Source organism: Paenibacillus nanensis (genome assembly GCF_003583765.1).
GTDB classification, from domain to species: domain Bacteria; phylum Bacillota; class Bacilli; order Paenibacillales; family Paenibacillaceae; genus Pristimantibacillus; species Pristimantibacillus nanensis.
Map to the genome: position 1 here is coordinate 143,329 of NZ_QXQA01000014.1, position 26,249 is coordinate 169,577.

At 50.9% G+C, this 26,249-nt stretch carries 22 protein-coding genes; 19 read left to right on the forward strand and 3 right to left on the reverse strand.

Annotated elements, in window-relative coordinates; all coding sequences use genetic code 11:
- Positions 1 to 149: 149 nt before the first annotated feature.
- Together D3P08_RS20105 and D3P08_RS20110 are read left to right on the forward strand one after the other, a co-directional pair.
- The gene (locus tag D3P08_RS20105; protein WP_119601860.1) at positions 150 to 2,141 is read left to right on the forward strand and encodes a M28 family metallopeptidase; all 1,992 of its coding nucleotides are present in this window, start codon (positions 150 to 152) and stop codon (positions 2,139 to 2,141) included.
- Positions 2,142 to 2,254: 113 nt separating this feature from the next.
- Positions 2,255 to 2,713, forward strand: coding sequence for a MarR family winged helix-turn-helix transcriptional regulator (locus D3P08_RS20110; RefSeq protein WP_119601862.1), 459 nt, complete (start codon positions 2,255 to 2,257; stop codon positions 2,711 to 2,713).
- Between the two features lie 226 nt (positions 2,714 to 2,939).
- On the opposite strand, the gene D3P08_RS20115 is transcribed toward D3P08_RS20110, so the two are convergent.
- Entirely contained in the window at positions 2,940 to 4,037 is a 1,098-nt protein-coding gene (locus D3P08_RS20115; RefSeq protein ID WP_119601864.1) for a copper resistance D family protein, read from the reverse strand.
- The gene (locus tag D3P08_RS20120; protein ID WP_162848542.1) at positions 4,034 to 4,630 is read right to left on the reverse strand and encodes a copper resistance CopC family protein; all 597 of its coding nucleotides are present in this window, start codon (positions 4,628 to 4,630) and stop codon (positions 4,034 to 4,036) included. Before D3P08_RS20120 ends, D3P08_RS20115 begins: the two co-directional genes overlap by 4 nt.
- 308 nt (positions 4,631 to 4,938) lie before the next feature.
- On the opposite strand from D3P08_RS20120, the gene D3P08_RS20125 reads away from it, so the two are divergent.
- The gene (locus D3P08_RS20125; protein ID WP_119601868.1) at positions 4,939 to 6,306 is read left to right on the forward strand and encodes a hemolysin family protein; all 1,368 of its coding nucleotides are present in this window, start codon (positions 4,939 to 4,941) and stop codon (positions 6,304 to 6,306) included.
- A gap of 21 nt (positions 6,307 to 6,327) precedes the next feature.
- Here D3P08_RS20125 and mnmA read toward each other — a convergent pair whose 3' ends face one another.
- Positions 6,328 to 7,455, reverse strand: a complete 1,128-nt coding sequence (gene mnmA / locus D3P08_RS20130; RefSeq protein WP_119601870.1) for a tRNA 2-thiouridine(34) synthase MnmA — start codon at positions 7,453 to 7,455, stop codon at positions 6,328 to 6,330.
- A gap of 158 nt (positions 7,456 to 7,613) precedes the next feature.
- Here mnmA and cymR point away from each other — a divergent pair, with 158 nt between their 5' ends.
- The 16 genes from cymR to D3P08_RS20210 all read left to right on the forward strand — a co-directional run bounded on the left by cymR (position 7,614) and on the right by D3P08_RS20210 (position 26,187).
- Complete coding sequence (gene cymR, locus D3P08_RS20135) at positions 7,614 to 8,033, forward strand: cysteine metabolism transcriptional regulator CymR (protein WP_119601872.1); 420 nt, start codon at positions 7,614 to 7,616, stop codon at positions 8,031 to 8,033.
- A 38-nt stretch (positions 8,034 to 8,071) separates the two neighbouring features.
- The gene (locus D3P08_RS20140; protein ID WP_119601874.1) at positions 8,072 to 9,226 is read left to right on the forward strand and encodes a cysteine desulfurase family protein; all 1,155 of its coding nucleotides are present in this window, start codon (positions 8,072 to 8,074) and stop codon (positions 9,224 to 9,226) included.
- Positions 9,227 to 9,242: 16 nt separating this feature from the next.
- A complete protein-coding gene (locus D3P08_RS20145) occupies positions 9,243 to 9,779 on the forward strand; it encodes a PRC-barrel domain-containing protein (RefSeq protein WP_119601875.1) in 537 nt (178 codons plus the stop codon).
- Between the two features lie 20 nt (positions 9,780 to 9,799).
- On the forward strand, positions 9,800 to 10,003 hold the full coding sequence (locus D3P08_RS20150; protein WP_119601941.1) for a hypothetical protein: 204 nt from the start codon (positions 9,800 to 9,802) through the stop codon (positions 10,001 to 10,003).
- Positions 10,004 to 10,158: 155 nt separating this feature from the next.
- On the forward strand, positions 10,159 to 11,229 hold the full coding sequence (locus D3P08_RS20155) for an AI-2E family transporter (RefSeq protein WP_119601877.1): 1,071 nt from the start codon (positions 10,159 to 10,161) through the stop codon (positions 11,227 to 11,229).
- A gap of 384 nt (positions 11,230 to 11,613) precedes the next feature.
- A complete protein-coding gene (alaS, locus tag D3P08_RS20160; protein ID WP_119601879.1) occupies positions 11,614 to 14,247 on the forward strand; it encodes an alanine--tRNA ligase in 2,634 nt (877 codons plus the stop codon).
- Between the two features lie 51 nt (positions 14,248 to 14,298).
- Positions 14,299 to 14,562 carry an IreB family regulatory phosphoprotein gene (locus tag D3P08_RS20165; RefSeq protein ID WP_119601942.1) on the forward strand — a complete coding sequence of 88 codons (264 nt, stop codon included), beginning with the start codon at positions 14,299 to 14,301 and terminating at the stop codon, positions 14,560 to 14,562.
- A gap of 22 nt (positions 14,563 to 14,584) precedes the next feature.
- Positions 14,585 to 15,001: a Holliday junction resolvase RuvX gene (ruvX, locus tag D3P08_RS20170; RefSeq protein WP_119601881.1), complete on the forward strand. Its 417-nt coding sequence runs from the start codon at positions 14,585 to 14,587 to the stop codon at positions 14,999 to 15,001.
- Positions 15,002 to 15,009: 8 nt separating this feature from the next.
- On the forward strand, positions 15,010 to 15,306 hold the full coding sequence (locus D3P08_RS20175) for a DUF1292 domain-containing protein (protein WP_119601883.1): 297 nt from the start codon (positions 15,010 to 15,012) through the stop codon (positions 15,304 to 15,306).
- Complete coding sequence (locus D3P08_RS20180; protein WP_119601885.1) at positions 15,306 to 15,617, forward strand: DUF1292 domain-containing protein; 312 nt, start codon at positions 15,306 to 15,308, stop codon at positions 15,615 to 15,617. Before D3P08_RS20175 ends, D3P08_RS20180 begins: the two co-directional genes overlap by 1 nt.
- Before the next feature lie 169 nt (positions 15,618 to 15,786).
- Entirely contained in the window at positions 15,787 to 16,827 is a 1,041-nt protein-coding gene (mltG, locus tag D3P08_RS20185) for an endolytic transglycosylase MltG (protein ID WP_420819051.1), read from the forward strand.
- Positions 16,828 to 16,877: 50 nt separating this feature from the next.
- On the forward strand, positions 16,878 to 17,810 hold the full coding sequence (locus D3P08_RS20190; RefSeq protein WP_119601887.1) for a peptidase U32 family protein: 933 nt from the start codon (positions 16,878 to 16,880) through the stop codon (positions 17,808 to 17,810).
- Between the two features lie 27 nt (positions 17,811 to 17,837).
- Positions 17,838 to 19,094, forward strand: a complete 1,257-nt coding sequence (locus tag D3P08_RS20195) for a peptidase U32 family protein (RefSeq protein WP_119601889.1) — start codon at positions 17,838 to 17,840, stop codon at positions 19,092 to 19,094.
- A gap of 214 nt (positions 19,095 to 19,308) precedes the next feature.
- The gene (locus D3P08_RS20200) at positions 19,309 to 21,435 is read left to right on the forward strand and encodes a methyl-accepting chemotaxis protein (protein WP_240647668.1); all 2,127 of its coding nucleotides are present in this window, start codon (positions 19,309 to 19,311) and stop codon (positions 21,433 to 21,435) included.
- Positions 21,436 to 21,647: 212 nt separating this feature from the next.
- A complete protein-coding gene (locus tag D3P08_RS20205; protein WP_240647669.1) occupies positions 21,648 to 23,861 on the forward strand; it encodes a methyl-accepting chemotaxis protein in 2,214 nt (737 codons plus the stop codon).
- 127 nt (positions 23,862 to 23,988) lie between these two features.
- A complete protein-coding gene (locus D3P08_RS20210; RefSeq protein WP_240647670.1) occupies positions 23,989 to 26,187 on the forward strand; it encodes a methyl-accepting chemotaxis protein in 2,199 nt (732 codons plus the stop codon).
- The last annotated feature ends 62 nt before the right edge of the window (positions 26,188 to 26,249 follow it).

Consider the following 26,249-nt stretch of genomic DNA (forward strand, 5'->3'; position numbering starts at 1 on the left):
TAAGAGTTGTTTTTAATCATAGACAAGAGTGCGCTTCCCCCATTTTTTGATGGCGGCATGGAGTGCAGAATCAAGATTTCTAGAAAGTACCGCGACGGATTTCTTTGAAATGTAAATTGGAGGGGAGTCTTCTGAAAACAAAAAGAAGGATGCTGTCGATATGGATTGCTGCAATGACTTTCTTGTTCTTGTTAATTAGTTGCCAAGTAACGTCTTCCCAAAATCCTTACGAGCTTTTGATCGATTGTCTAACAGATGATGAATTCGAAGGGAGATTGACGGGAACGGAAGGCAATGCAAAAGCGCAAGCTTGGATTGAAAAACAGTTCAAAACGATCGGATTAGAACCTTTCCATAATGACAGCTATGCTATTCCCTATGAGCATGAATTTTATAATCCTGACAAACAGAAGATTTCGCTCGAGGTAATCTATTCGGATCAGGAGCGGTACACATTTAAGTATGGTGCAGATTTTCTTGATCAAGCGCATCATTTTCAGTTTGATGAAACAGCGCAATTAGCCTTTTCTTCGGATGACCCCGAGCTCTCCCAGAAAGTTTTGGTATTGGCGAATGGACAAGACCTTGTAAAGCTTCCTGCAAACAAACCTAAAGCGGTTCTGCTGAAGAGCGAGAGATTTAAAAAAATACCTCCAAGAGGCTCCGCGGAAAGCGCGATGCCAATTCTACAAATTAGCAGTCAATTGTATGAGCGGCTAATTCATGACAAAGAAGAAATAGACGAAGTGAAAATCGTTATGGAAATGGAAAGTGAAAACATTCAATCATCGAATGTAATAGGCAAGATCTCAAGCAAAGATGATGTTCCTAATGAGGCTATTATAATATCGGCTCATTTTGACTCAGTTGGATGGGCTGCTGATACATCCTTCAACGGGGCCTTGGATAATACAACAGGTGTAAGCATGATGCTTCAACTGGCAAACCTATTGAACATTCATTTCGCAAATCATCCTATAGGTGCCGATCTGATATTTGCCGCTTTTAACGGTGAAGAAACTGGTCTGCAGGGAAGCAGAGCGTTTGCAGATCAAATAGCCAATTTATATGAGTCCCTTTATGTTATTAATCTTGATTCTATTGGCGGGAAGAATAAGGGACAGACGCTTATTTCTGTATGGAATGGCAGCAATCCTCTCGCACTGTCGATGGAACAATTCCTCAACGACAACCAATTGCCTGCAAAGTTAGCGGATGGAGCAGTATCAAGCGATCATCTTCCATTCGCTGAACAGAGCATACAAGCGATTACAATTTCGGATGAGGATCTATCGTTACTACATACTTCAAGCGATGAAAATGACGTCCTAGATTACGCTCATATGGAAAAAATGGTGACGGCATTATTTAACTTTTTGACCGAAGGAACGCATCTTCCGAATGTTTTTAACGATGAAACAACTCCGTCACAGGACGCGATGGTTAGCGAGAACTCTCATGACGAGTTTAAGAAAATTTTAGATGAGGCCAAACAATATCAAAAGAAGTTGGAGTTAGGTCAATATCTCGCATTTATTGAATCCGTCAATCAGAAGAAGTTCATTACAAAAAGACTGGATTACACCTACTATGAAATAGCGGATATAGAAAACCGGATTAATGGGCTTAAGATACCGAATCAAGTGGATGGAATTCCATTCGAATCCGCTGCGGTGGCGATAAACGATTTCGGGGAGCAGATAAAGCTTGATGCAGAAGTCGGTAAAATCTATTCAATAGCAGAAATTAACGCTAGTGACATTAATAATATGTCCTTATATTATGTGGATCAGGAAGGGTACGGAGTCAGCTTTAACATTTATCCTATGCAGCCAGGGCAAAATGAAAAAGACTTTAGAAGTGCTTCCAATGATACCATAATTGAGGACTACACCTATAATGGGCGAAACTATACTCAACATTATTTATCTGATATTGATGAATCATTATTTGTATCGTTTTCGGTTCAATTAAATAATCAACAATATTTCATCACCGTCTATGAAGTTAAAAAAAATGGCGAGCAATACGCAACCATATCCAAAGCAAGCGAAAAAGAAAAATTCGTAGAAAAAGTAGATAAATTACCGTGGAAAGATTTGATTGAGGATATGGGATTAGGAAGTCGAAAAAGCAAATGAGCTCTATATAGTAAGCTATTTCCTGCATGGTTCTTTATGCGAGGACCATTTTTTCTTTTATATTTGCAAAATGCAAATAATTGTGCTACATTAAAAACAAGAGGTGAATCACAATGAACGAGCAACAAGATTTGCGCGGCATGTTCCTCGTACTCGCCAGACGATTCGGTTTTTTAACCGAGCAATGCTGCGACAACTGCTGCGGTACCGAGATTTCGCTGCAGCAAAGCCATATTCTGTTCGAGATCAAACGGCTTAACAGACCTTCCGTTCAAGAAGCGGCGAACGCGCTTGGCGTCGATATTACGACCTTCAGCCGGCAAGTGAAGGCGCTGGCGGAGAAGGGATTGGTGAACAAAACGCCTCATCCTGACGATAACCGGATTCAAGTGCTGACGCTTTCGGCACAGGGCGAGGCGATTAACAGCAGCTTGGACCGCCAAGTGAACCATCATTTGCGGCAAGTATTATCGCATTTGAGCGAATTTGAAAGAGAATCCGTCATTCGCTCGATCGGCCTATTAAACGACGCGATGCTGAAATCGGATTCCTGCTGCTCTCCTCTACGCTGATAGAGGATTTCTTTTCAATAAATATTTGCAAATTGCAAGTATACTTGAAGAAGGAGGTGAACAAAATGAGCCAACAAAACTGCTGCGAGCCAGCTTGCTGCGAAGAGGTAAAAGCCGAGACGAGCTGCTGCGAACCTGGATGCTGTGATCCGGGCTGCTGCTAATCCGGGAAATGCAAAAAAGAAGCAGCGCCCAAAGCGGCGCTGCTTCTTCCGTCTATCCTATCCTAAGATATAGAGAACATAAGCCCTAAGTACGTGAACCCTGCGGCAAGCAGCCCAAGCGGGAGCGCTGTCCACGGTCTGTTCAAGCGGTACGTCCACACAACGGCGACCGCAACTAGCAAAGCAGCCGCCAGCATCAGAATGCTTTCCATATGCAGCGTGAAGCGCAGATCGAGATCAGGACTGAACGAGCCTTTGTACAGCCAGGTGAACAACGGCGACGGCGACTCCGTTTGCAGCGTGTCTTTGACCGTATGCGGAGGCGTTTGCTGTCCCATAAATGCAGTCGCCCCAAGCATAAGAACCGCTGCAATGCTTTCGATTCGCAGCCATTTGACCGGATGAAAATCCGGGTTAGCCGCGACGGCGGATTTGTACATAAACCCGTTGGTGTAAGCAAACAGCAGCAGCGGCAGGATCAGCAGATGCTTGATCAGCAGCGCTTGGCCGTAAGGCAGCATCCAGGCATTCACATACTCCGGCGTCGTAAAGGTCATAAGCGTAAAGCCTGCGAGCAGCGTAACAACGACACAGATGATCGCAAGCGGCGAGAACCATTTCAGAAAAGCCGGCCAATTGTCTGCGCTTTTGCCTGCGCTTCTGGAGAACCAGGCAGTCACGAACAAAATGCCGATCCATAGGCTGAACGCGAAAAAGTGGGCGGTATGAACAACCAGCCCCTTTAGGGCGCTTAAAGACGAAGCATGGCTGGCGTAACCGAGCCATACGATCAGAAGCATCGTAACGAACAGCGCAACCTTCGGCATATGCCGGTCGTTCCGGAACGACTTGGCGGAGAGCAGCACCGCGAGTCCGGCAGCGCCTAACGCCGTCCACAGCCATGCTTTGCCCGCTTTGACGTCAAGCAGGATGCTCTTCAGCATCGCGAAATACGAAAGCTCGAAGTCTTTCGCGAACAACCTCGCAAGCTGGTGGATCGGCACATAAGACAATACCGGAATGGCCGCAGCGCAAGCCAATAGTAAGCCGTTCGGCACTTGCACGGCCGGCTGCAGCTTCTCCGGCACAATTCGGAGCGTCAGCGCCCCGATAAGGATCGCGAAGCATACATAAAGTAAACCTTCGCTTATATAAATCATGATTTGCGCCTCCGCGACAGCGTAATAATTACGGCAGCGATTACAATGATCCCCGCGATGATGAGTATAGGTGTCAGTGCGGAACCGTTGCCGTCATTTTCATTGCCGGTATCGTCTGCTTGCGCAGCATCAGCCGATGGCGACGGCTCGACTGTCGGGGACGGTTCAGCAGAAGCCGCAGGCTGGCCGGATGCTTCCGCGCTGTCTGGCGACGGCGAAGCTTCCGGGGATGGAGATGTTACAGGCGCATCGACCGTAAACGAGAACTCTCCTTCTACTGAATGGCTGTCGGCGCCAATAATCGTCCATTTCACCGTATAGACGCCATTTGCCAAATCGGGAGGCAGCGCGCCGGTCATTGTAGCGCCGTTAACGGACGCCTTGCCGGTTTCGATTTGTTCCCCCGCCGCATTGAACAGCTTAAAGTTGCTGAGCGATTCGATATCCGTATTAAAAGTCATTTCAACCTGCCCGGGAACGGTATTCACCGTAGAATCAGCGGAGGGCGTGGAAGCAGTCAGCTTGGAATGCGCTAGAACCGTATTTGGCAAGATCAGCATGAACGCAAAGATGAAGATAAGCATGCGTTTCATTTGAATCAATCCTCCTTTCATGATAGATGGGATAGCCGATGGCTCGGCATCTTGATGCCTCCTTGCATTATACCAAATAAGGTACGCGTTCCGCTTCGAAATAGGAGGGGCAAATTCATGAGATTATGAACGTTTCCTGACAAAAAAATCCCCCGCCCCCGTACTGCCTTGCATAACGGCTAAGCTATCCCGAATAGACATTATGTTAACTACACAAAGCTTTTTATTAAAGAAGCTTTGGACGCGAAAGGGAGGTGCGCCTGCCGTCGCGCTCGCTGCAGCGAGCGGCCGTGACAGGCAGGGACGTTTTGGGAGATCCATTACCGCTCAGCTTGTCGCTTGCTTTGGTACTGCTTCTGATTGGCGTGAACGGATTTCTTGTGGCGGCACAATACGCTCTTTCTACAGCAAGAATCTACCGGTTTGAACAGATGACAAAGGAAGGTGGCGTTAGAGCAAGAAGGGCAAGGCGAATTCTCGATCGGCTGAATTTATATATGACGTTATGTCAGCTTGGCGTAACGATCTCATCCGTAGGGCTAGGATGGCTTGCCGCGCGATTGACGGAATCGGCAGGCCTTGCCGAAAGCTTAGCTCGAGCCTTCCCCGAACTGACTTCTTCGACGTCGATTTTCGCTTTTCTACTCGTATTCGTCCCCACTGTCATGCTTCATTTGTTAGTAGGCGAGCTGCTGCCGAGATCAATCGTAAAGCGAAGAGCGGAGCGAACGGCGCTTGCGGCGGCGAAGCCGCTTCATATCCTTTATTTGCTGGCGTCTCCCGTTATCTGGCTCATTGAGCTAATCGCTTCGAAGCTGCAGCGGTTTTTTGGCGTTGTGCCCGACACGGCGAAGGAGACGGCGCATACGGAGGAGGATTTGCGCGACTTGCTGAAGGAGAGCCACCGCAACGGGCATATTGACCAAACCGAGCTCACGCTGGTGGATAATATTTTCGACTTTGCGGAAACGACCGCCAAAGAAATTATGATCCCGCGAACGGAGATGATTTGCCTTCATGCCCAGCTGTCGTTGGAGGCGAACAAAGCGATAGCGATCCAATATATGAGAACCCGTTACCCCGTTTGTGAGACGGATAAGGACAACATCATCGGTTTTGTTCATATGAAGGATTTGCTGAAGTCTTCCGCCGGAACGGAGGAATCGATTCTGGAGCTAATCAGGCCTATCACATCGGTGCCGGATTCGATCCCCATCAGCGCGCTGCTCAAGCTGATGCAGAAGAAAAAGTCGCAAATCGCGATACTGATCGACGAATATGGAGGAACTTCCGGTCTTGTCACGCTGGAGGATATTATGGAGGAGATTGTAGGGGATATTAAAGACGAGTTTGATCCCGACGTCTCCGCCATTGTAAAAAACGAAGACGGCTCGTATTCGGTCAGCGGCCTTATGCTGATCGAGGAAGTCAACGGCTTCTTCGGAACCGAAATTGATTCCGGCGACTACGATACGATCGGCGGCTGGATTTATTCGCATATCGATTTCCCGCCCGTAAGCGGTCAATCGGTCTATGTTGACGGGAGATATGCCTTTTATATCGAGGAAATGCAGCATTTGCGGATTACCCGTATTCGCATACAATTTGCGGACGGCGGGCTAAGCGGCGCCGCGCCGAATCCGGAGCATAAAAAAGGGCTGAGCGGGAACGCGTAGTTCCCGGCTCAGCCCGACTATTTATACGACGGTTTCCGCTTTTATTTTATTGACGACGTCGATCGTGCCTCCGCCTAAGCAAACCTCGCCGTCGTAGAAAACAACCGCCTGTCCAGGCGTAACGGCTTTTTGCGGCTTGTCGAAATCGACAAGCGCGGTTCCGTCTTCCCGCATTGTAACCGTAACGCCTTGATCCGGCTGGCGGTAACGGAACTTCGCCGTGCAGGAGAAGGGCTTTGAGGCTTCGATTGGAACAATCCAATTCACCCCGCTAGCGACTAAGCTCTCCGAATAAAGGCTTGGGTGGCTTTCGCCCTGTACGACATACAGCACGTTTGCCTCTAAATCTTTATCGGCTACGAACCATGGCTCGCCGTTGCCGCCGCCCGATCCGCCGATGCCAAGGCCTTGGCGTTGACCAAGCGTATAATACATGAGACCGTCATGACGGCCTTTCTTCTCTCCGGTGCGGATGTCCACCATATCGCCGGGACGGGCGGGCAGATAGCCGCTGAGGAATTCCTTGAAATTGCGTTCGCCGATAAAGCAGACGCCGGTGCTGTCCTTCTTCTTCGCGGTGTGAAGACCGGCTTCTTCCGCGATACGGCGAACCTCCGGCTTCGGCAGATGGCCGATCGGGAACATCGCTTTGGCTAGCTGCTCCTGATTCAGCGCGCTCAAGAAATACGTTTGGTCCTTGCCGGGATCGACGCCGCGAAGCAGCTTGGTGGTCCCGTCCGCCGACCGTTCCACTCTGGCGTAATGACCGGTCGCAAGATAGTCGGCGTTAAGCTCAAGCGCCTTGTTCAGGAAATCGCCGAACTTGATTTCCCGATTGCACATGACGTCAGGATTAGGCGTCCGTCCGCGCTTGTACTCGTCCAGGAAATAAGTGAACACCTTATCGAAATATTGGCGTTCGAAATTTACGGTATAATAAGGAATGCCGATTTGGTCGCATACGCGGCGGACGTCTTCGGCGTCCTCTTCCGCGGTGCAATGGCCGAATTCATCGGTGTCATCCCAGTTTTTCATGAAAATGCCGATCACGTCATACCCTTGCTGCTTCAGCAGCAGCGCGGTGACCGAAGAATCTACGCCGCCGGACATGCCGACGACAACTCGCGTTTCGGCGATTGATTTGCTCATAAGTTTCACCTTCCAGTCTGTTTGGAGCTTTCAACATTGTACCATAAGCCAAAAAGTTTTTCATGAAGTTGCCAACCTTTTTACACACGCAGCGCGGCTGATATGATAACATAGATGAATAATGGGAATACAGTGATTTATAGAATGAGGTGCCGCTTTTGAAAATATCGACGAAAGGCCGTTACGGCCTTACAATTATGATGGAGCTTGCAGCAAAGTTCGGAGAAGGTCCGATTTCGCTGAAAAGCATTGCCGAGAAAAATCAATTATCCGAGCATTATTTGGAGCAGCTCGTAGCGCCGCTGCGCAATGCGGGCTTGGTGAAAAGCATCCGTGGCGCATACGGCGGTTATATCCTGTCCAAGGAGCCGTCCGAGATTACATCGGGCGATATTATCCGCATCCTGGAAGGACCGATTTCGCCGGTTGATTTTACCGAGGAGGACGATCCGGCTAAGCGCAACCTATGGCTGCGAATCCGCGACAGCATCGCCGATGTGCTGGACTCGACGACGCTGGAGCATATGATCAATTACAAGGAAGAAGAGACGAAAGAAAGCTATATGTTTTACATTTAAGGACACTAGAACGGTTTTCGTATGGAGATGGAATAAAAATGAGCTATTACTTTGACCATGCCGCAACGACGCCTATGCATCCGGAGGTCATCCAGACGATGGTGGAACTGATGCAAGGGCCGGGCGGCAACGGCTCGAGCATTCACGCGTACGGACGCGCCGCCAAAGGGCAGCTGAGCCGTGCGCGTGATCTTATTTCGGCGGCGGTCGGCTGCAAGCCGAATGAATTGCTGTTTACTTCCGGAGGCACGGAAAGCGATAACGCCGCGTTAATCGGGGCGGCTAGAGCCCAGCGCCAGAAGGGGAAACGCCATATTATAACTTCCGCGGCTGAGCATCATGCCGTGTTACATACATGCAAGTGGCTGGAAGAGAAGGAAGGGTTCTCGCTAACGGTGCTGCCGGTGGATATCCACGGGCGCGTCCATCCGGAGCAAGTGAGAGAGGCGATGCGCCCGGAAACCGCGGTTGTCAGCATCATGCACGGCAACAACGAGGTTGGCACGATTCAGCCGATTGAGGAAATCGGCGAAGTTGTCCGCGCGGGCGGAGCTGTCTTTCACGTGGACGCCGTGCAGTCGCTTGGGTATACCGACTATCGGCTGTCGGAGCTGCCCGTCGATTTGATGAGCTTCTCGGCTCATAAAATTAACGGCCCGCAAGGCGTAGGCGCTCTTTATATCGCTTCGGGGACTCCTTTTGAACCGACCCAGCATGGCGGCTCGCAGGAGCGGAAACGCCGCGCGGGCACGGAAAACGTGGCCGGGATCGCCGGTTTTGCCAAAGCTGTTGACATTTGTGTGAACGAACGAAAAAATAAGAAACCTTTTATGGACAAGCTTCGTATGAGATGGATAGAGCTGCTTCGTCAAGACATACCGGGCGGCGAGCTCTTCATCAACGGAGACGAAAGCGGCAGTTTGCCCCATATTATCAACATTAGCTTCATCGGCGTGCAGACGGAGACGATGCTGATGAACCTTGATATGGCGGGAATCGCGGCTGCAAGCGGCTCGGCCTGCACATCCGGCTCGCTGGAGAAATCGCATGTGCTGCTGGCGATGGGCCTGCCGCAGGAACGTCTTGATTCCGCTGTAAGATTTAGCTTTGGAATGGGGAATACTTTGGAGGAGCTTGAGAGCGCTGCGAAGATCGTGACCGATATCGTCACTCGGATTCGGAGCAAAGGTTAGGAGGTTTCCTTCCAAAGTGGTGAAGCTTCAACAGCTGATTGGATTGCCCGTAATTGTCATTCATTCCGGCAAGCAGGTCGGCACCGTTAAGGACGCATGGTTTGACGAGAATTGGAAGCTGAACGGCTTGATCCTGGAATTCGCGAAGTGGTTCGCGTCGAAGACGCGGGTCGTCCCGTGGAGCGAGGTGCTTACCTGCGGCGAAGACGCGGTTATCATTTCCGGTGCGGAAGCCGTTATCTCGATGAAGCCAAAGCAAGTCAGGCGTGCCTTCTATACCGGTATCATCAAGCTGAAGCATATGCCGGTCATTACCGTGCACGGCGAACAGCTGGGGTTATTGTCCGATGTTTATTTTTACCCTTCGCAGGGAACACAAATAGTAGGCTATGAGCTTACAGACGGTTTTATTTCGGATCTGATGGAGGGGCGTAAATGGCTGAAGGCGCCGAGTGATCCGGATATGGTATTGCTCGGGGAAGACGCGATTATCGTTCCTGCTGTCAGTGAAGCGGAATTGGAGCCTGTCGCTGCTTCCAATTTCAGAGGATAGGGAGAATGGTTGCTATGAGTATGATGAGATGTCCAAACTGTAATTCGAAAGATATAGGGAAAATCGGTTCCCACCAATTTTATTGCTGGGGCTGCTTTATTGAGCTCACAGTGAACGGCGATAAAATGTCGGTCTACCAAGTGGAAGAGGACGGGACGCTCAGCTCGCTGGACGATCTGTTTTTTGAAGAAGAGATTCCGCCTTCTGTTCATTTGAACGGTTAACGGTTTGCAGCAGACGAAGACGGCCCCGCCGTCTTTTTTTGCGTTTTCGTAGGATGACGGGCACAACTTGTACATATACTGTACTAGATTAGCGTTATGGTCTTGCAGGGAAACGGGCGGGACGGGCGCGCTTTTTTGGTTCGGAGGTGGGCAAGTTGGAACGATTTACGAATAACCGGCTGTTTGTTTGGCTGGTCTACCTGATACTCGGCCTGATCGCGATTTATTTTTTGCTCCTGCTGAAGCCGCTTATTGTTTCGATCTATAGCTTTCTAAAAGCGGTGCTGGGGCCCTTCCTGATTGCCATGATTATTTCGTACGTGCTCAATCCGATTGTCACGCTGCTGCATGAGCGGAAGGTGCCGAGGACGATTGCGGTGCTGCTTATTTACGCGGTGTTCTGCGCGGCGCTGACCGTTCTGCTGGTTAATATGATCCCGATGTTTATCGAGCAAGTGCAGGAGCTGAACCGTCATCTACCCGAGTTCACCGTTCGAGCGCAGAGCATCGTGACGGATCTGAACAATACGTCCTTCCTGCCGGAAAGCTTCCGGGACGGGATCGACAAGGCGCTTGTCGGCATGGAGAAGCGGGTTACGGAAGCGCTCATGCATTTTGTCAACAATATCGGCTCGATGCTGAATGCGGTGTTTGTAGCGTTTATCATCCCGTTTCTCGCTTTCTACATCTTAAAGGATTTCGATGTGTTCGAACGAACGGTCATTACCTATGTGCCGAAATCTCACCGGAAAAATACAGTCAGGCTGATGAAGGATATCGATCATGCGCTAGGCAGCTATATCCGCGGCCAGTTCCTGGTCTGTATTATCGTGGGAACCCTCGCGTATTGCGGCTACCTGCTCATTGGCATGCCTTACGCTTTGCTGCTCGCCAGCATTGTCGCGATTACGAACGTGATTCCGTATATGGGGCCGTTCTTCGGCGCGGCGCCGGCGCTGCTGATGGCGTCTACCGTTTCGCTTAAAATGATGGTGCTGGTTGCGATCGTCAACACGGCGTGTCAAATTCTCGAAGGCAACGTGATCTCTCCGCAAGTCGTTGGCCGAACGTTACATATGCATCCGCTGCTAATCATATTTGCTCTCCTGGTCGGCGGGGAAATCGCGGGAATTGTCGGGATGATATTAGCTGTTCCGATCTTTGCCGCCTGCAAGGTCATCGTTCAGCATATGTTCGCTTATTATGTAAGGCGCAAGATCATTTGACAGCCTTTTCGGCGATGGATATAATTTGAACTATATGTCTGAACACGTTGACGAAATGAAGTAAGCCATTGCCCGACATCCAGAGAGAGCGCTCCTTCGCTTATTGCCCCAGGGCCTAGGCGTTGGTTGGGAGAGCGCTTATGCGAAGAATGGCCGAAAGCTGTTTTCGGAGTGTGAACGAACTTCACCGGTTGGACCCGTTATCGTCTTCTAAGGAGATTGCGCTTTGCATGCGCGATAACCAGGGTGGTACCGCGAATTTCATTCGTCCCTGTCGATGACAGGGGCGTTTTTTGCGTCAATGAGGAAGCGGGGATGCTTCGCGCGACTTGGATAGGTTAACGAGGCGGTTTTGCTTCGCAAAACTTTGAGGAGGAATAAAGGATGAAAGCTAGTGAGATAAGAGCCAAATGGCTGCAATTTTTCAAAGAGAAAGGACATGCGATCGAGCCGAGCGCGTCGCTCGTTCCGCATAACGATCCGTCGCTGCTGTGGATCAACGCGGGCATGGCTCCGCTTAAGCCGTATTTCGACGGCCGCGTCATCCCGGACAATCCGCGGATTGCGAACTCGCAGAAGTGTATCCGCACCAACGATATCGAGAACGTAGGCAAAACGCGCAGGCACCATACTTTTTTTGAAATGCTTGGCAACTTCTCCATCGGCGATTATTTCAAGGAAGAAGTCATTACGTGGGCATGGGAGTTTCTGACGGACAAGAAATGGATCGGCTTTGATCCGGAGCGCTTGTCTGTAACGGTCTATCCGGAGGACGAGGAAGCGTTCCGCTATTGGAACGAGAAGATCGGGATTCCGGAGTCGCGTATCTACAAGCTCGAGGAAAACTTCTGGGATATCGGCGAAGGTCCGTGCGGCCCATGTACGGAAATTTTCTATGACCGCGGCGACAAATACGGCGATCTGAACGATCCGGAATGCTGGCCTGGCGGCGAGAACGAGCGTTTCCTCGAAGTATGGAACCTCGTATTCTCCCAGTTCAATCACAATAAAGACGGCAGCTACACGCCGCTGCCGAACAAAAACATCGATACGGGCGCAGGACTCGAGCGTTTCGCTTCCATTCTTCAAGATGTGGACTCCAACTTCGACACGGATCTGTTCCGTCCGATTATCGACCGTACCTGCGAAATCGCGAATGTGAAATATCATGTGAATGAAGAGCACGACGTTGCGCTGAAGGTTATTGCCGACCATATCCGCACGGTGGTGTTCTCCGTCGGCGACGGCGTTATGCCGTCTAATGAAGGACGCGGCTATATTATCCGCAGATTGCTTCGCCGCGCGGTGCGTTACGGCAAGAAGCTCGGCGTTGACCGCCCGTTCCTGTATGAGCTGACAAGCGTTGTCGGAGACATCATGGGCGTGTATTATCCGGAGGTTGTCGAGAAGCGCGAGTTTATCGAGCGCGTAATTCGGACGGAGGAGGAGCGTTTCCATGAGACGTTGACCGAAGGTCTGGCGCTGCTTGCAGATGTCGTCTCCTCCGCTTCGGCGTCGGGGAGCAAGCAAATCGCGGGCGCTGACGCATTCCGTCTGTACGACACCTACGGCTTCCCGTTCGACTTGACGGAGGACTTTGCCGCTGAGCACGGCATGACGGTAGACCGCGAAGGCTTCGATAAAGAAATGGAGCTGCAGCGCGAGCGCGGACGCGGCGGACGCCGCGATACCGGCAGCATGAAGGTCCAGGGCGGACCGCTCTCCGACTTTACGGTTAAAAGCGAATTTGTTGGCTATAATGATCTGGTAACAGAATCCCATATAACGGCTATCGTACTGAGCGATGAGCTGGTGGAGGAAGCCGGCGAAGGAAGCGAAATTATGCTTCTGCTCGACCGGACGCCGTTCTATGCGGAAAGCGGCGGTCAAGTGGCCGACCGCGGCTTGATCACGGCGGACACCTTCGTCGTCCGCGTGAACAACGTGACGAAAGCGCCTCACGGCCAATCTGTCCATCATGCTGTGGTAGAGTCCGGCACTGTGGCGGTTGGCGCGAAGGTGAAGGCGGAAATCGATAAAGCGGCCCGCGAAGATATTATCAAAAACCATACGGCGACACATCTGCTGCATAAAGCGCTGAAGGAAGTGCTGGGCGACCATGTTAACCAAGCGGGATCGCTCGTCGAAAGCGAGAGACTGCGGTTCGACTTCTCGCATTTCGGCAGCGTAACGCCGGAGGAGCTTGCCGAAATTGAGCGCAGAGTGAACGAGCAGATCTGGTTCGGCACGGATGTCGACATTTCGAACAAATCGCTGACGGAAGCGAAAGCGATGGGCGCGATGGCGCTGTTCGGAGAGAAATACGGCGACATCGTGCGCGTTGTGCGCGTCGGCGACTACAGTTTGGAGCTGTGCGGCGGCTGCCATGTCCGCAATACGTCGCAAATCGGATTGTTCAAGCTGCTCGGCGAAAGCGGCATCGGCTCCGGCGTGCGTCGTATTGAAGCTGTAACCGGCAAGCATGCTTACGCGTACTACGAGGAGCAAGTGGAGCTGCTGAAGCAAGCGGCAGGCCTGCTGAAGTCGAATACGGCCGATGTGCCGAAGCGGGTTGAAGCCTTGTACGGTCAGCTGAAGGAGCTTTCGAGAGAGAATGAATCGCTGCAAGGAAAGCTGAGCCGGATTGAAGCGGGCTCCCTGGAATCGAAAGCGATCAAAGCCGGAGACGTAACCGTCCTGTGCGCGAAAGTAAGCGCTCCTTCGATGGACGCGCTGCGCGGCATAGTTGACGAGCTCAAAGGGAAGCTCGCATCCAGCGTCATCGTGCTTGGCGCCGCCGGCGAAGACAAAGTGAATCTGGCTGCGGCTGTATCCGCCGATTTAGTGAAGAAGGGCTTCCATGCCGGCCAAATTATTAAGGAAGCGGCTGTCGTGTGCGGCGGTAATGGCGGAGGACGTCCGGATATGGCCCAAGCAGGCGGCAAAGACGTGTCGAAGCTCGAAGAAGCGCTCAAAGTTGCGGAAGAACTGGTTGTTAACCGGGCGAATGTGATATAGTAAAGTTAGGTAACAGCGATTTGGATGGTTTTTGAAAGCGAGGTGCTGTTGATGAGTTCTATGGACCAAACAATGAAGTTTAACGTGAAGGCAGAGGGGGTGGAGACTTCTTCTGGGGATATTCTGCTTAAGGTGCATGAAGCGCTGCTGGAGAAAGAATATAATCCGATAAACCAGATCGTTGGGTATTTGCTGTCCGGAGACCCCGCGTATATTCCGCGGCACAACAACGCCAGAAGTTTGATTCGCAAGAAGGAACGTGACGAATTGATCGAAGAGTTGGTCCGGTTTTACTTGCAGCATAAGAACCAATAATAGGTGAGGAGCCGGACACCGGATGAGAGTTATGGGACTGGATTACGGAGACCGCAATATCGGGGTAGCCGTGAGCGACGCGTTTAGATGGACGGCTCAAGGCCTGACCGTCGTTGAGAAACGGCGGGACGGCGGAGAGCTGGATCGGATCGCAGAGCTCGTGAAGGAGCATGAGGTTTCCGAGATCGTAGTCGGTCTGCCGAAAAACATGAACGGTACCGTCGGCCCGCGTGGCGAAATTTGCATCGCATTTGCAGAGCAGATTGGGCAGAAGCTAGAAATACCCGTTCACCTTTGGGATGAAAGGCTGACAACGGTAGCCGCCGAGCGAACGCTGCTTGAAGCGGACGTCAGCCGGAGGAAGAGGAAGCAAGTAATCGACAAGATGGCGGCAGCGCTCATCTTGCAAAATTATCTCGATTCTAATACGAAAAGGTGAGGGTTACGATGACAAAGGACGACATGCAGTACGAAGAGCCGGAAATTATCTATATTCCGGATGAAGAGGGTAACGAAGAAGAATTCGAAGTCATCATGAAGTTCGAGGTCGATGGTTCGGATCAGAAATATATGATGGTTGTTCCTCTTATCGGGTCGGACGAAGAAGAAGACGAGGTGTACGCTTTCCGCTATGAGGAAGAAGGCGATGACCTGAAGCTTTATACGATCGAAGACGAAGAAGAGTGGAATATGGTGGAGGAAACCTTCAATACGCTGTTGGGCGAGATGGAGGAGCAAGACTAATGCCGGAAGGTTATGATAACGCTCCCGTGGAGCAAAGCCGCCTGAAGGAATTGTTCGGCGGGGAAATCGAGCTTGTGGCTGAGGACGGCGCTACGGAGACGTATCGCATTAAAGCGGAGTTTCAATTAGGTGATGTACAGTATGTCGCCTTACAGAACGAAGCAATGCGCGGCGAAGACGAGGTTGAGCTGCTTCGCATTCGTTTGGAGGACGGAGAGCCCCACTTGGAGTCCATCGAGGACGATGAAGAATGGGAAGCGGCGTCGGAGGCGTACGACGATATGATGTTCGCGGGTGACGAACGCCCCTAGCGGATGGTGACACATTCCTATAGTTGAACCAAAAGGGCGGCTTACGGGCCGCTCTTTTTTTCGGAAACTTTTCAAAAGAGGGTGCGATCAGTTGTTAGATACGACGGAAGAGAAGCAGAAGAAGAAAAAAAGAAAAAAAGCGCAAGGACCTAAGCGGTGGCTCATCAATCTGTGGGTTGCGCTCAGTTTGCTTGGCCTTATGCTGCTTGTCGCCGGAGGCGTATTGTTTTACATATGGAACAGCCTGCAGCCTACGAAGAGCGGAGAAGTGAAGCAAGTTACGATCAGCCGGGGCATGTCTGCCAATGGGGTTGCGGAGCTTCTGGAAGAGAACGGCATTATTAAAAATGGATTCGTATTCAGCTATTATTTGAAACTGAAGGATGAAGGCTCCCGTTTCCAAGCGGGCGTGTACGAGCTGTCCCCAGGGATGGAGATCAACGCTGTCATCGCCAAGCTAAACTCCGGCGATATCATTGAAGAGGAAACGATCCGATTCACGATTCCGGAGGGCTATACGGTGCTGCAAATCGCGGAGAAGCTCAGCTCGGAAGGCATCGTGGACAAGGATAAATTTCTTGAGCTTGCGGAGACGGATCGTGAATGGGGAGACGCCGAGGCGGTGCGGGACATTCCGAAGGAAGCGGCGCTGCATAAACGGCTCGAAGGCTACTTATTCCCGGAAACGTATGAATTGAAAAAAGACAGCACGGAAGAGGATATTATTATCCGGATGCTGACGGAGACCGACCGCAAGCTCAGCGGGCTTCCTGATGATTGGCAGTCTGTGCTGGAGTCGTCCGGCAAGACGCTTCACGAAATTTTGACCATCGCTTCCTTGGTGGAACGCGAAGTCGTCGTGGACGAGGAACGCGCGCTCGTAGCCGGCGTCATCTACAACCGTTTGTCATATCCTATGCGGCTTCAGATCGACGCTACCGTGCAGTATGCGCTTGACGCTCCTAAGGAGCGGCTGTCGCTGGCCGATTTGGAAATTGATAGTCCGTACAATACGTACAAAATCGATGGTTTGCCGCCGGGGCCGATTGCAAGTCCTAGCTTAGCGTCCATTCAGGCGGCGCTGTATCCGGCCGATACCGACTATTTATTCTACGTAACGAAAAAAGACGGCTCACAGACGCATTTATTCGCCAAAACGTTCGAGGAGCATCAACGGAATATTGAACTAAGCGAAAAGGCGACGGAATAGCCGAATAGTCAAAGTGGACTGTTTGAACAACCTCAAAAGGAGTTTTATCTATGTCGTACAAACCTGAACTGCTGGCGACCGCGTCCTCGATCGAGGAGTTAACGCGATTGACGGATGCGGGCGCGGATGCGTTCCTCATCGGGGAGGCACGCTTCGGCATGCGGCTTGCCGGCGAGTTTACACCGGAGATGATCAAGGAAGCGGTAGAACTGGCCAAGCCTCGGGGCGTCCGCATCTATGTCGCGGTAAACAATTTGATGGATAATAACATATTGGATGATTTGCCGGGCTATCTCTCGTATTTGCACGAGGCGGGCGTTGACGCGATTGTGTTCGGCGATCCCGCCGTTCTGATGGCGGCGCGCAAGCATGCCCCGGGCATGGCTTTGCATTGGAATGCCGAAATGACATCGACCAACTATTCAACGGCCGAGTATTGGGCGCGCAGGGGAGCGACGAGGTTTGTGCTTGCCCGCGAGCTGAACATGGAGCAAATTGAAGAGACGAAAGCGAAATCATCGATGGAAATACAGGTTCAAGTTCACGGCATGACAAATATTTATCATTCGAAGCGAACGCTTGTGAACAGCTACTTGGATCATCAAGGCGATTCGGAGAAGGCCCGCGAGCTGGATCAAAACAAAGCTCTTTATTTGATGGAAGCGGAACGCCCGGGTGAACGCTATCCGATCTTTGAAGACGCGAATGGCACGCATGTAATGAGCTCGGACGATATATGCATGATCGAAAACTTGCATGAGCTGCTGGTAATTTCTGTAGACAGCTTAAAAATTGAAGGCATCCTGAAATCAATCGAGTATAATGAAAGAGTCGTCCGCGCTTACCGCCAGGCGATCGACGCTTACCTTGCGGATCCGGAGGGCTATACGTTCCGCGAGGAATGGCTGGATTCGATTCGTGAAGTGCAAGATCCGAACCGTGAGCTTAGCTACGGATTTTTCTATAAAGAACAGGTTTATTGACAGGCATTAGCAGGAGGTGGAGACGAAATGACGTCAAACACAAAATCGGCGCCGCGTTATCATGGGAAGCGGTACCGTCTGGATAGACCGGAGCTGCTGGCTCCGGCCGGCAATTTGGAAAAGCTGAAATTTGCGATCCATTATGGCGCGGACGCCGTCTATATCGGCGGACAAAAGTACGGTCTGCGTTCCAACGCGGACAATTTCAGCTTTGAGGAAATGAGAGAAGGCGTAGAATTCGCGAATCGTTATGGGGCGAAGGTGTTCGTCGCGACTAACATTTATGCCCACAACGAGGATATCGAAGGGCTGGAGGACTATCTCCGCAGCCTGGAGGAAGTCGGCATCTCGGCGATTATTGCAGCCGACCCGATTATTATCGAGACGGCGCAGCGCGTTGCTCCCAAGCTGGAGGTTCATCTCAGCACGCAGCAATCTACGCTGAACTGGCAGGCGGTGCAATTCTGGAAGGAAGAAGGCTTGCCTCGCGTTGTGCTCGCCCGGGAAACCAGCTTTGAAGAGATCGAGCAGATTAAAAAGCATGTCGATATCGAAATCGAAGCGTTTATTCATGGAGCGATGTGCTCATCGTTCTCTGGACGCTGCGTCTTGTCGAATCATTTCACCGACCGGGATTCCAACCGGGGCGGTTGCTGCCAATCATGCAGATGGAAATACGATTTGTACCAGGATGAAGAGCGGATGTACGAAGAGGGTGAAGACCAGTTCACGATGGGCTCGAAGGACCTCTGCATGATCGAATATTTGCCTGAGCTGATAGAGGTTGGCGTGGACAGCTTCAAAATCGAGGGACGCATGAAGAGTATTCATTATGTGGCAACGGTGGTGAACGTGTACCGACAAGCGATTGACGCTTACTTTGCGGACCCGGAAGGTTACGAGCTGAAGCAGGAGTGGATCGAGGAAATTAATAAGGCGGCCAACCGTCCGCTGAACACAGGCTTCTTCCTTGATGCGCCAGGCGCCGAAGATCATATTTACGGTCCGGAGGAGAAGGCCGCTCCGTATGATTTTGCCGCGATCGTGCTGGATTACGACGATCGTACGGGTTTTGCGACGATTCAACAGCGTAACCATTTCAAAATGGGGCAGGAAGTCGAGTTTGTCGGTCCAGGAGGCACGTTCTTCAAGCAGACCGTTACGGAATTAACGGATGCGGACGGCAACCCTCTGGAAGCGGCTAGACATCCCATGCAGCATGTCCGGCTCCGTACGCTTAAACCGGTTAAAGCGATGGATATGATGAGAAAAAAGATTCGTTAAAGATAAATTTCTAATTACAAAATGATTATTATAATCATAAATTTGAACCTTATGATCTTTCGTAAGGTTCTTTTTTTCATTTTTTGTTGACAGTCACGCATCTTTCCAGAATAATGGGTAACAAGAATCGTACATCAACGGTGAGTTAATTTGACATAAGACTGATTGATGTCGCTCATCTAAGATCTAAGACCATGAAGGAAGGTGCTGCAGGATGTTCGGAATCAGACGGACGAGAGAGAAAACTGTGAATAAGAAGGAAGATGGCCCGGCAAGGGGGAAATCGTTACACTTCGTCAAATCCTTGAATATTGCGCAAGCAGTGAATTCCGTCGGAGTTAAGCTTTTTTTTATCATTTTCTTCAGTATTCTTGCATGCGTATTGAGTGTAGGGCTGCTATCTTATTCCCAATCCAAAAAAATGGTGGAAACCAATGTTTCGGGAGCCAGCCAGCAAACGATCAACCAAGCGGCGGGCAATTTGGATGTGGTCTTTCATACATACGAGGATTTCACGCTGCAGTTGTTCAACGACAAAGAGTTTCACGATCTAGCCCGAACGATGACGGAAACGGACGATGACCAGATTCACTATGAGGCGGGCCTGAGGATGAAGGATAAAATGTCCGCACTCGCGTTAAGCCAGAGCAACGTTAACGGGATGATGCTGCTCCCTTTAAAGGATGGTTTAAGCGTAGTGGCGACAGGCTCCTCCCTGAGCACGAAAGCGGAAGCGTTAATGGAAACGGATTGGTTCAAAGAGACGGTACAATTGGAAGGACAGACGCTATGGATCGCTCCGCAAGCGGGCGGAATTTCTTACGATTCGAAGACACCGACTATTGGGCTCAGCCGTATGATTAAAAACGGCGTCTCCAGCACCCCGTCGTACGTGCTGCTCATGGAGCTGGACGCCGCGGTAATCAGTGAACGCTATGCCGATGTTAATCTCGGAGAAGGCAGTGAAATTTCGATCGTGGACAGCAAAGGGCTGTACGTGATTGCGGACGAGCCTTCCTTCATTGGCCAGCCCGTCAATGTAGGCTTGCCCGAGAAGACCGAGGGCTCGCTGAAGCTGACCAAGACGGATGGCACAGAAACGTTGACGATATTCCAAACGTTTGACACGATGAATTGGAGAATTGTCGCTACAATACCGGTGGACCAGCTGGTGAAGGACGCCGAGGTCATTCGCAGGTTTACATGGATGATTTCGATTGCGGCCGCGATGATTGCAATCGGTATTGGAGCGCTTGTCATTTATACGATCGCGAGGCCGCTTGTCCGGATACGGGACTTAATGCTGAAGGGAGCAGGCGGTAACTTGACCGTCCGGTCCTCTTTGAGAAAAAGGCGCGACGAAATCGGCGCGCTAAGCGATAGTTTTAACCGAATGATGACGCAAATGAGCGAGCTTGCCGAGCAGACAACACATTCGGCTGCTGCCGTTTTATCAACAGCGGCTGATTTGTCGGACGCATCGAAGAAAACATCCGCGTCTGCGCGGGAAATAGCAGTTGCGACGGAAGAAATCGCAAAGGGTGCGGCGAATCTTGCGGCAGAGGCGGAAAAGGGCAGCGGATTGACGGAGAATATGAATACAGGTATGAGAAACGTCGTTACCGTGAGCGAAGCGATGCAGACCTCCGCTGTGAACGTCGAGGAAGCGAGCGTTCAAGGCTCGGCTTATATGAGCCAACTGATCGAAAAAACAAACAGGACGGAAGAAATGACGCGCTCGATGGCGGCCAAGGTCGAAACGCTGAAGGAGAGCACAAGCTCCATCGCCAAAATTTTGGATGTGCTTAACAGCTTAACGAAGCAGACAAATATTCTATCGTTGAACGCTGCCATTGAAGCAGCCAGGGCGGGGGCCGCAGGGAAAGGCTTTATGGTTGTAGCGGATGAAATTCGAAAGCTGGCCGACCAATCGCGCCATTCCATTGACGTCGTCGCGGGAATTATAGGGAGTATTCATCACGAAATCGATGAGACCGTTCAAATGATGACGGAGGCGAATCCGTTGTTCCGGCAACAGATCGAATCCGTTAAAGAAGCTAACGGTATCTTCCTCAGCGTGCAAGAGCAGATGAGGCAATTCGTGCAAGGGATGCACAGCGTGTCGGATTCGGTCCATGATCTGGAACGTTCTCAAGCCATATTAGCTGAAGCGATGTTCAGCGTAAGCTCGGTCGCGGAGCAATCCTCCGCCACATCGGAGGAGGTTGCATCCTTGAGCGGCGAACAGCTTGGGGTCAGCGAAAACCTGGTTTCATTGTCCGAGAAGCTGAGCGAAGTATCGGACGCGCTTAAGGTTACACTGTCGCAATTTAAGATTTAGTTCGGTGGAACAAGGGCCCTATTTGTTCGTTAATCATGCATAGGCATGCGTTTGCGGACAATAGGGCTTTTTTTGTTCGAATGAATTGACAAGTAAGCAACTATGTCAAATAATAGAACTAATATAATTGTAGACAAAAATCGCCAGTATTCGCTAAAGTGAAGACTTTAGGTTCGTTAATCAACCATTCTATCAGAGGCGGGTGTACCTGTATGGCCGATAAAGAAAAAAAGACAGGCATGCGGTTTTTCAAGAAGAAGATGAATAACGTGGAACAAAATGAAACCGCTGTCAAAAAGACTGACGCAACGTCTTGGCAAAAAGGCCGTCAAGCCGTAACGGTCTCGGCTAAAGCGGCATCTTCCGTGTTGGGAGAATTGAACTGGACGAACCCGTTAAAGTCTGTCGGGATGAAGCTGTTTATTGCGATTTTCGTCAGCATTCTAGCGTGCGTACTGACCGTAGGACTATTGGCATATAACGAAGCGAAATCAATGGTCGAAAAGAAGGTTTCGGACGCGAGCCTGCAAACCGTTAATCAAGTGACAGGGAATTTGGATATTATTTTTAAAACGTATGAAGATATAACGCTGCAGCTGTTGGTTGACAAGGACTTTCATGAGCTCGTGTCGCGCATTGACGAGAGCGGGGATGATTATGCCAGATTCGAAGCGACGAGCGAGCTCAGCGAGAAAATGCAAGCCATCACGCTCGGAAACGACACAATCGAGGGGCTGGCGCTGCTGCCGTTGAAGGAGAACCTTCCTCCCATTGTAAGCGGCGGAGCGCAAATGTCCCGAATCGAGACGCTGAAGGATGCGGGATGGTATCAGCAAACGATTGACTTAAACGGCAAGGTGAATTGGATTGTGCCGCAAGCTGAAGGAATGGCTGTAGACGGCGATTCGTCGACCATCGGAGTCGCCCGCTTGCTGAAGGATTCGATATCCAGCAATGCCGGTTACCTTCTGCTTCTTGAGATTGAATCGGCATCGATCGCCAATCGTTACAAGGATGTCAATCTTGGCGAAAACAGCGAGCTAAGCATCATCGACCAACAAGGGAACTATATTACAGCCAATGATGCTGCCCTGATCGGCCAGCCAAGCCGCGTCGCATTGCCGACAGAGGGGGAGAAGGCGAGCAGCGGAGACGAAAAAACAACGACAACGGATGGCGTCGAAGTGCTCGCGGTTTATAAGACGTTCGAATCGATGGATTGGCGCCTGCTTGGAACTATTCCAGTCGAGGCGCTCGTGAAGGATGCCCAGTCCATCCGGAATTTAACGTGGATAACCGCCATCGCGGCCGGCATTATTGCCATTTTAATCGGCTTCGTCGTTATAATGACGATTGCGAGACCGCTTGTAAAGATATGCGCGCTTATGATGGAAGGAGCCCGCGGCAATCTGACCGTGCGTTCTTCGATTAAACGGAAGGATGAAATCGGTACGCTTAGCGTCAGCTTCAACGGCATGATGGAACAGATCACCGAGCTTGCGATGCAGACGACGCAATCGGCACAGCAAGTGCTGCTGACTGCGTCTGACTTGACGGAGGCCTCAAGGAAAACCTCCGCTTCCGCCAAAGAAATTGCCGTCGCGACGGAAGAAATCGCAAACGGCGCGACAAGCCTTGCGGTTGAAGCGGAGAAAGGCAATGAGCTGACCGCTCATATTAACGAGCAAATGAAGCAGGTAATGGAAGCGAACAGCGAAATGGTGGCGTCCGCCTCCAAGGTCGAGAAGGCAAGTGAGCAGGGAACAACCTATATGAACGGTTTAATCTTGAAGACGGGCATGACGGAAGAGATGACGCGCTCGATGGTGGAGAAGGTCGATTCGCTGAAGGAAAGCACGGGCTCGATTGTAAAAATATTGGACGTGCTGAACAGCTTGACGAAGCAGACGAATATTCTTTCCTTAAACGCGACGATCGAGGCGGCGAGAGCCGGGAATGCAGGCAAAGGATTTATGGTGGTAGCCGACGAGATCCGCAAGCTGGCGGATCAATCCAGGCAGTCGATCGACGTGGTCGGTCAAATTACCGAAAAAATCAGATCCGAGATCGACGAGACGGTGAATGTCTTGTCCGACGCCTATCCGCTGTTCCAAGAGCAGATTCAATCGGTGAAGGAAGCGAACGAAATCTTCCTAAGCGTGCAGGAGCAGATGGGACAATTCGCTGAACGCCTAGAAGGTGTGACAAGCTCGATCGGCCGGTTGGACGAGTCTCAATCGGTGCTGGCGGAAGCGATGACGAACGTAAGCGCCGTCGCCGAAGAAGCGTCCGCAACTTCAGAGGAAGTGGCGTCGCTCAGCAGCGAGCAGCTAAGCATCAGCGACAATCTGGTCGGACTGTCGGAGAAGCTGGATGCCGTATCCCGCGGTCTTTCCGAGTCGTTATCCCGGTTCAAAATTGAATAAATGTTAGGGAGCTGATCCTGCGCTTTTTGGGGTCAGTTCCATTTTTTTTGGAAAAACTATTACATTACGCCAGCCTTCGGTCGATAACAATCATGTATTGAATGTTAATAAGGCGGTGTCTTACAACATGACAGACTTTATGAAAAAGGTCGGTAAAGGGATGAAGAAAGCGCTTAAAAAAGCGGGGGAAATGACAGGAGGACTGATGGCTTCCGTACGCCGCGCAGGCAATAAACCGGAGTCGCCGGGGCAGTCGGCAGAACATGGTTCAACGCAGACGAGATTGATGAAACAGTTAAGGTCCGTCGGAGGAAAGCTGTTTCTCATTATTTTTGTCGGCATAATCATTTGTGTAATGACAGTAGGTTTAGTGGCTCATTCGAGAGCGAAATCCATTGTAGAGAACCAAGTGTCTGAAGCAAGCTTCCAAACGGTTAACCAGGTAACAAACAATTTGGATATTGTTTTTCAGTCCTATGCGGATCTTTCCTTGCAGGTTTTGATCGACAAAGACATTCAGGAGCAGCTGAACACGCTTGAAAAGTCTAGCGACCAATTCGAAGCGTTACAGGCTTCGCGTTCAGTGTCCGACCGGCTGACGAACTATGTAATGGGCAACACCAACATCTCGGGCGCGGCGTTAATTCCGGTCAGCAAAGACCTTAATATGATTACAGTCGGCAGTACGAACGGGAAGAAGGAAGATATATTAGCAGAAGCCGAGTGGTTTAAAAACGCCCAGGAACAGCAAGGCCGCGTCTTATGGATTGAGCCTCAAGAAGGCGGTCTCATTGCGAAAAGCACCAAGGATACGATTGGTTTAGCAAGAATGGTAAAACCGACGGGCTTGAAAGAGCCGTATGTGTTCGTGGTTGAAATTAATATGAAATCTATTTTGGACCGGTACAGCGATGTTAATTTCGGCGAGGGCAGCGAGCTTGCCATCATTAGCGCCGATAACAAGTATATTGTATCGAACCAGCTGGATAAGATAGGACAGCCATTCAAGGTTGCTCTTCCAACGGAAGGGGAGCAAGCCGTTCAAGGCAGAGAGTCTCTCAAAACAACGGATGGCGATAAAGTGCTGGCTGCTTACCAAACCTCCGAGCAAAGCGGTTGGCGGTTTGTGGCGACGATTCCGGTCGAGAAGCTGGTAGAAGACGCAGAAGTCATCCGTACGTTGACATGGATTATGGTTGGTCTTGCAGCCGTTATCGCTATCGGTATTGGTTTGCTGGTCTTCCAAAACGTCGCGAAACCGCTTATTACGCTTCGCAATCTCATGCGCGAAGGCGCTAGAGGCAACTTAACAGTACGTTCGAGCATGAACAAGCGTCATGACGAAATCGGCGAGCTGTCCGAAAGCTTCAACGATATGATGAAGCAAATAACGGAGCTGGCGAAGCAAACCACTTTATCCGCCGAAGAAGTTCTCTTCACGGCCAACGAATTGACGGACGCGTCCAAAAAGACTGCGATTGCCGCAAAAGAAATCGCCGTAGCGACGGAAGAAATTGCGAATGGAGCGACGAGCCTTGCGGTCGAAGCGGAAAAGGGCAGCGACATTACGAATCATATGAACGACCAGATGAAAAACGTCATCGCCGCCAACAGCGAGATGGCGGAGTCGGCGTCCGAGGTCGAGAAAGCGAGCGAGCAAGGCACGACTTACATGGGGCAGCTTATTCAGAAGACGGGCATGACGGAAGAAATGACCCGTTCGATGGTAGAGAAGGTCGACGCGCTGAAAGACAGCACGGGCTCTATCGTCAAAATTTTGGATGTATTGAACAACTTAACGAAGCAAACGAATATTTTGTCGTTGAATGCGACGATTGAGGCGGCTCGCGCGGGAGCTGCGGGCAAAGGCTTTATGGTGGTTGCCGATGAAATTCGGAAGCTGGCCGATCAGTCCCGCCAATCCATCGACGTGGTTGGCCAGATTACCAGCAAAATTCAAGGCGAGATTGAAGAGACGGTAAAGGTGCTTTCCGAAGCGAATCCGATATTCCAGGAGCAAATCGCTGCCGTCAAAGACGCCAACCAAATATTCTTATCCGTACGCGGTCAAATGAGCCTGTTTACTGAGAAGCTTGAGCATGCGACTAGCTCCATCAATACGCTCAATCAATCGCAATTCGTGTTGTCCGAAGCGATGACTAGCGTAAGCGCGGTTGCAGAGGAATCTTCCGCAACCTCGGAAGAGGTAGCTTCGCTAAGCAGCGAGCAGCTAAGCATCAGCGAAGGGCTGGTTAAGCTGTCAGAGAAGCTGGACTCCGTATCGAAAGGCTTAAAAGAATCGCTTTCGAAGTTTAAAGTAGAATAAGCGAGCTTATGCAGACTGTCCTCGAGTTCATACTCGGGACAGTCTTTTTTTTGCCGTTTCGG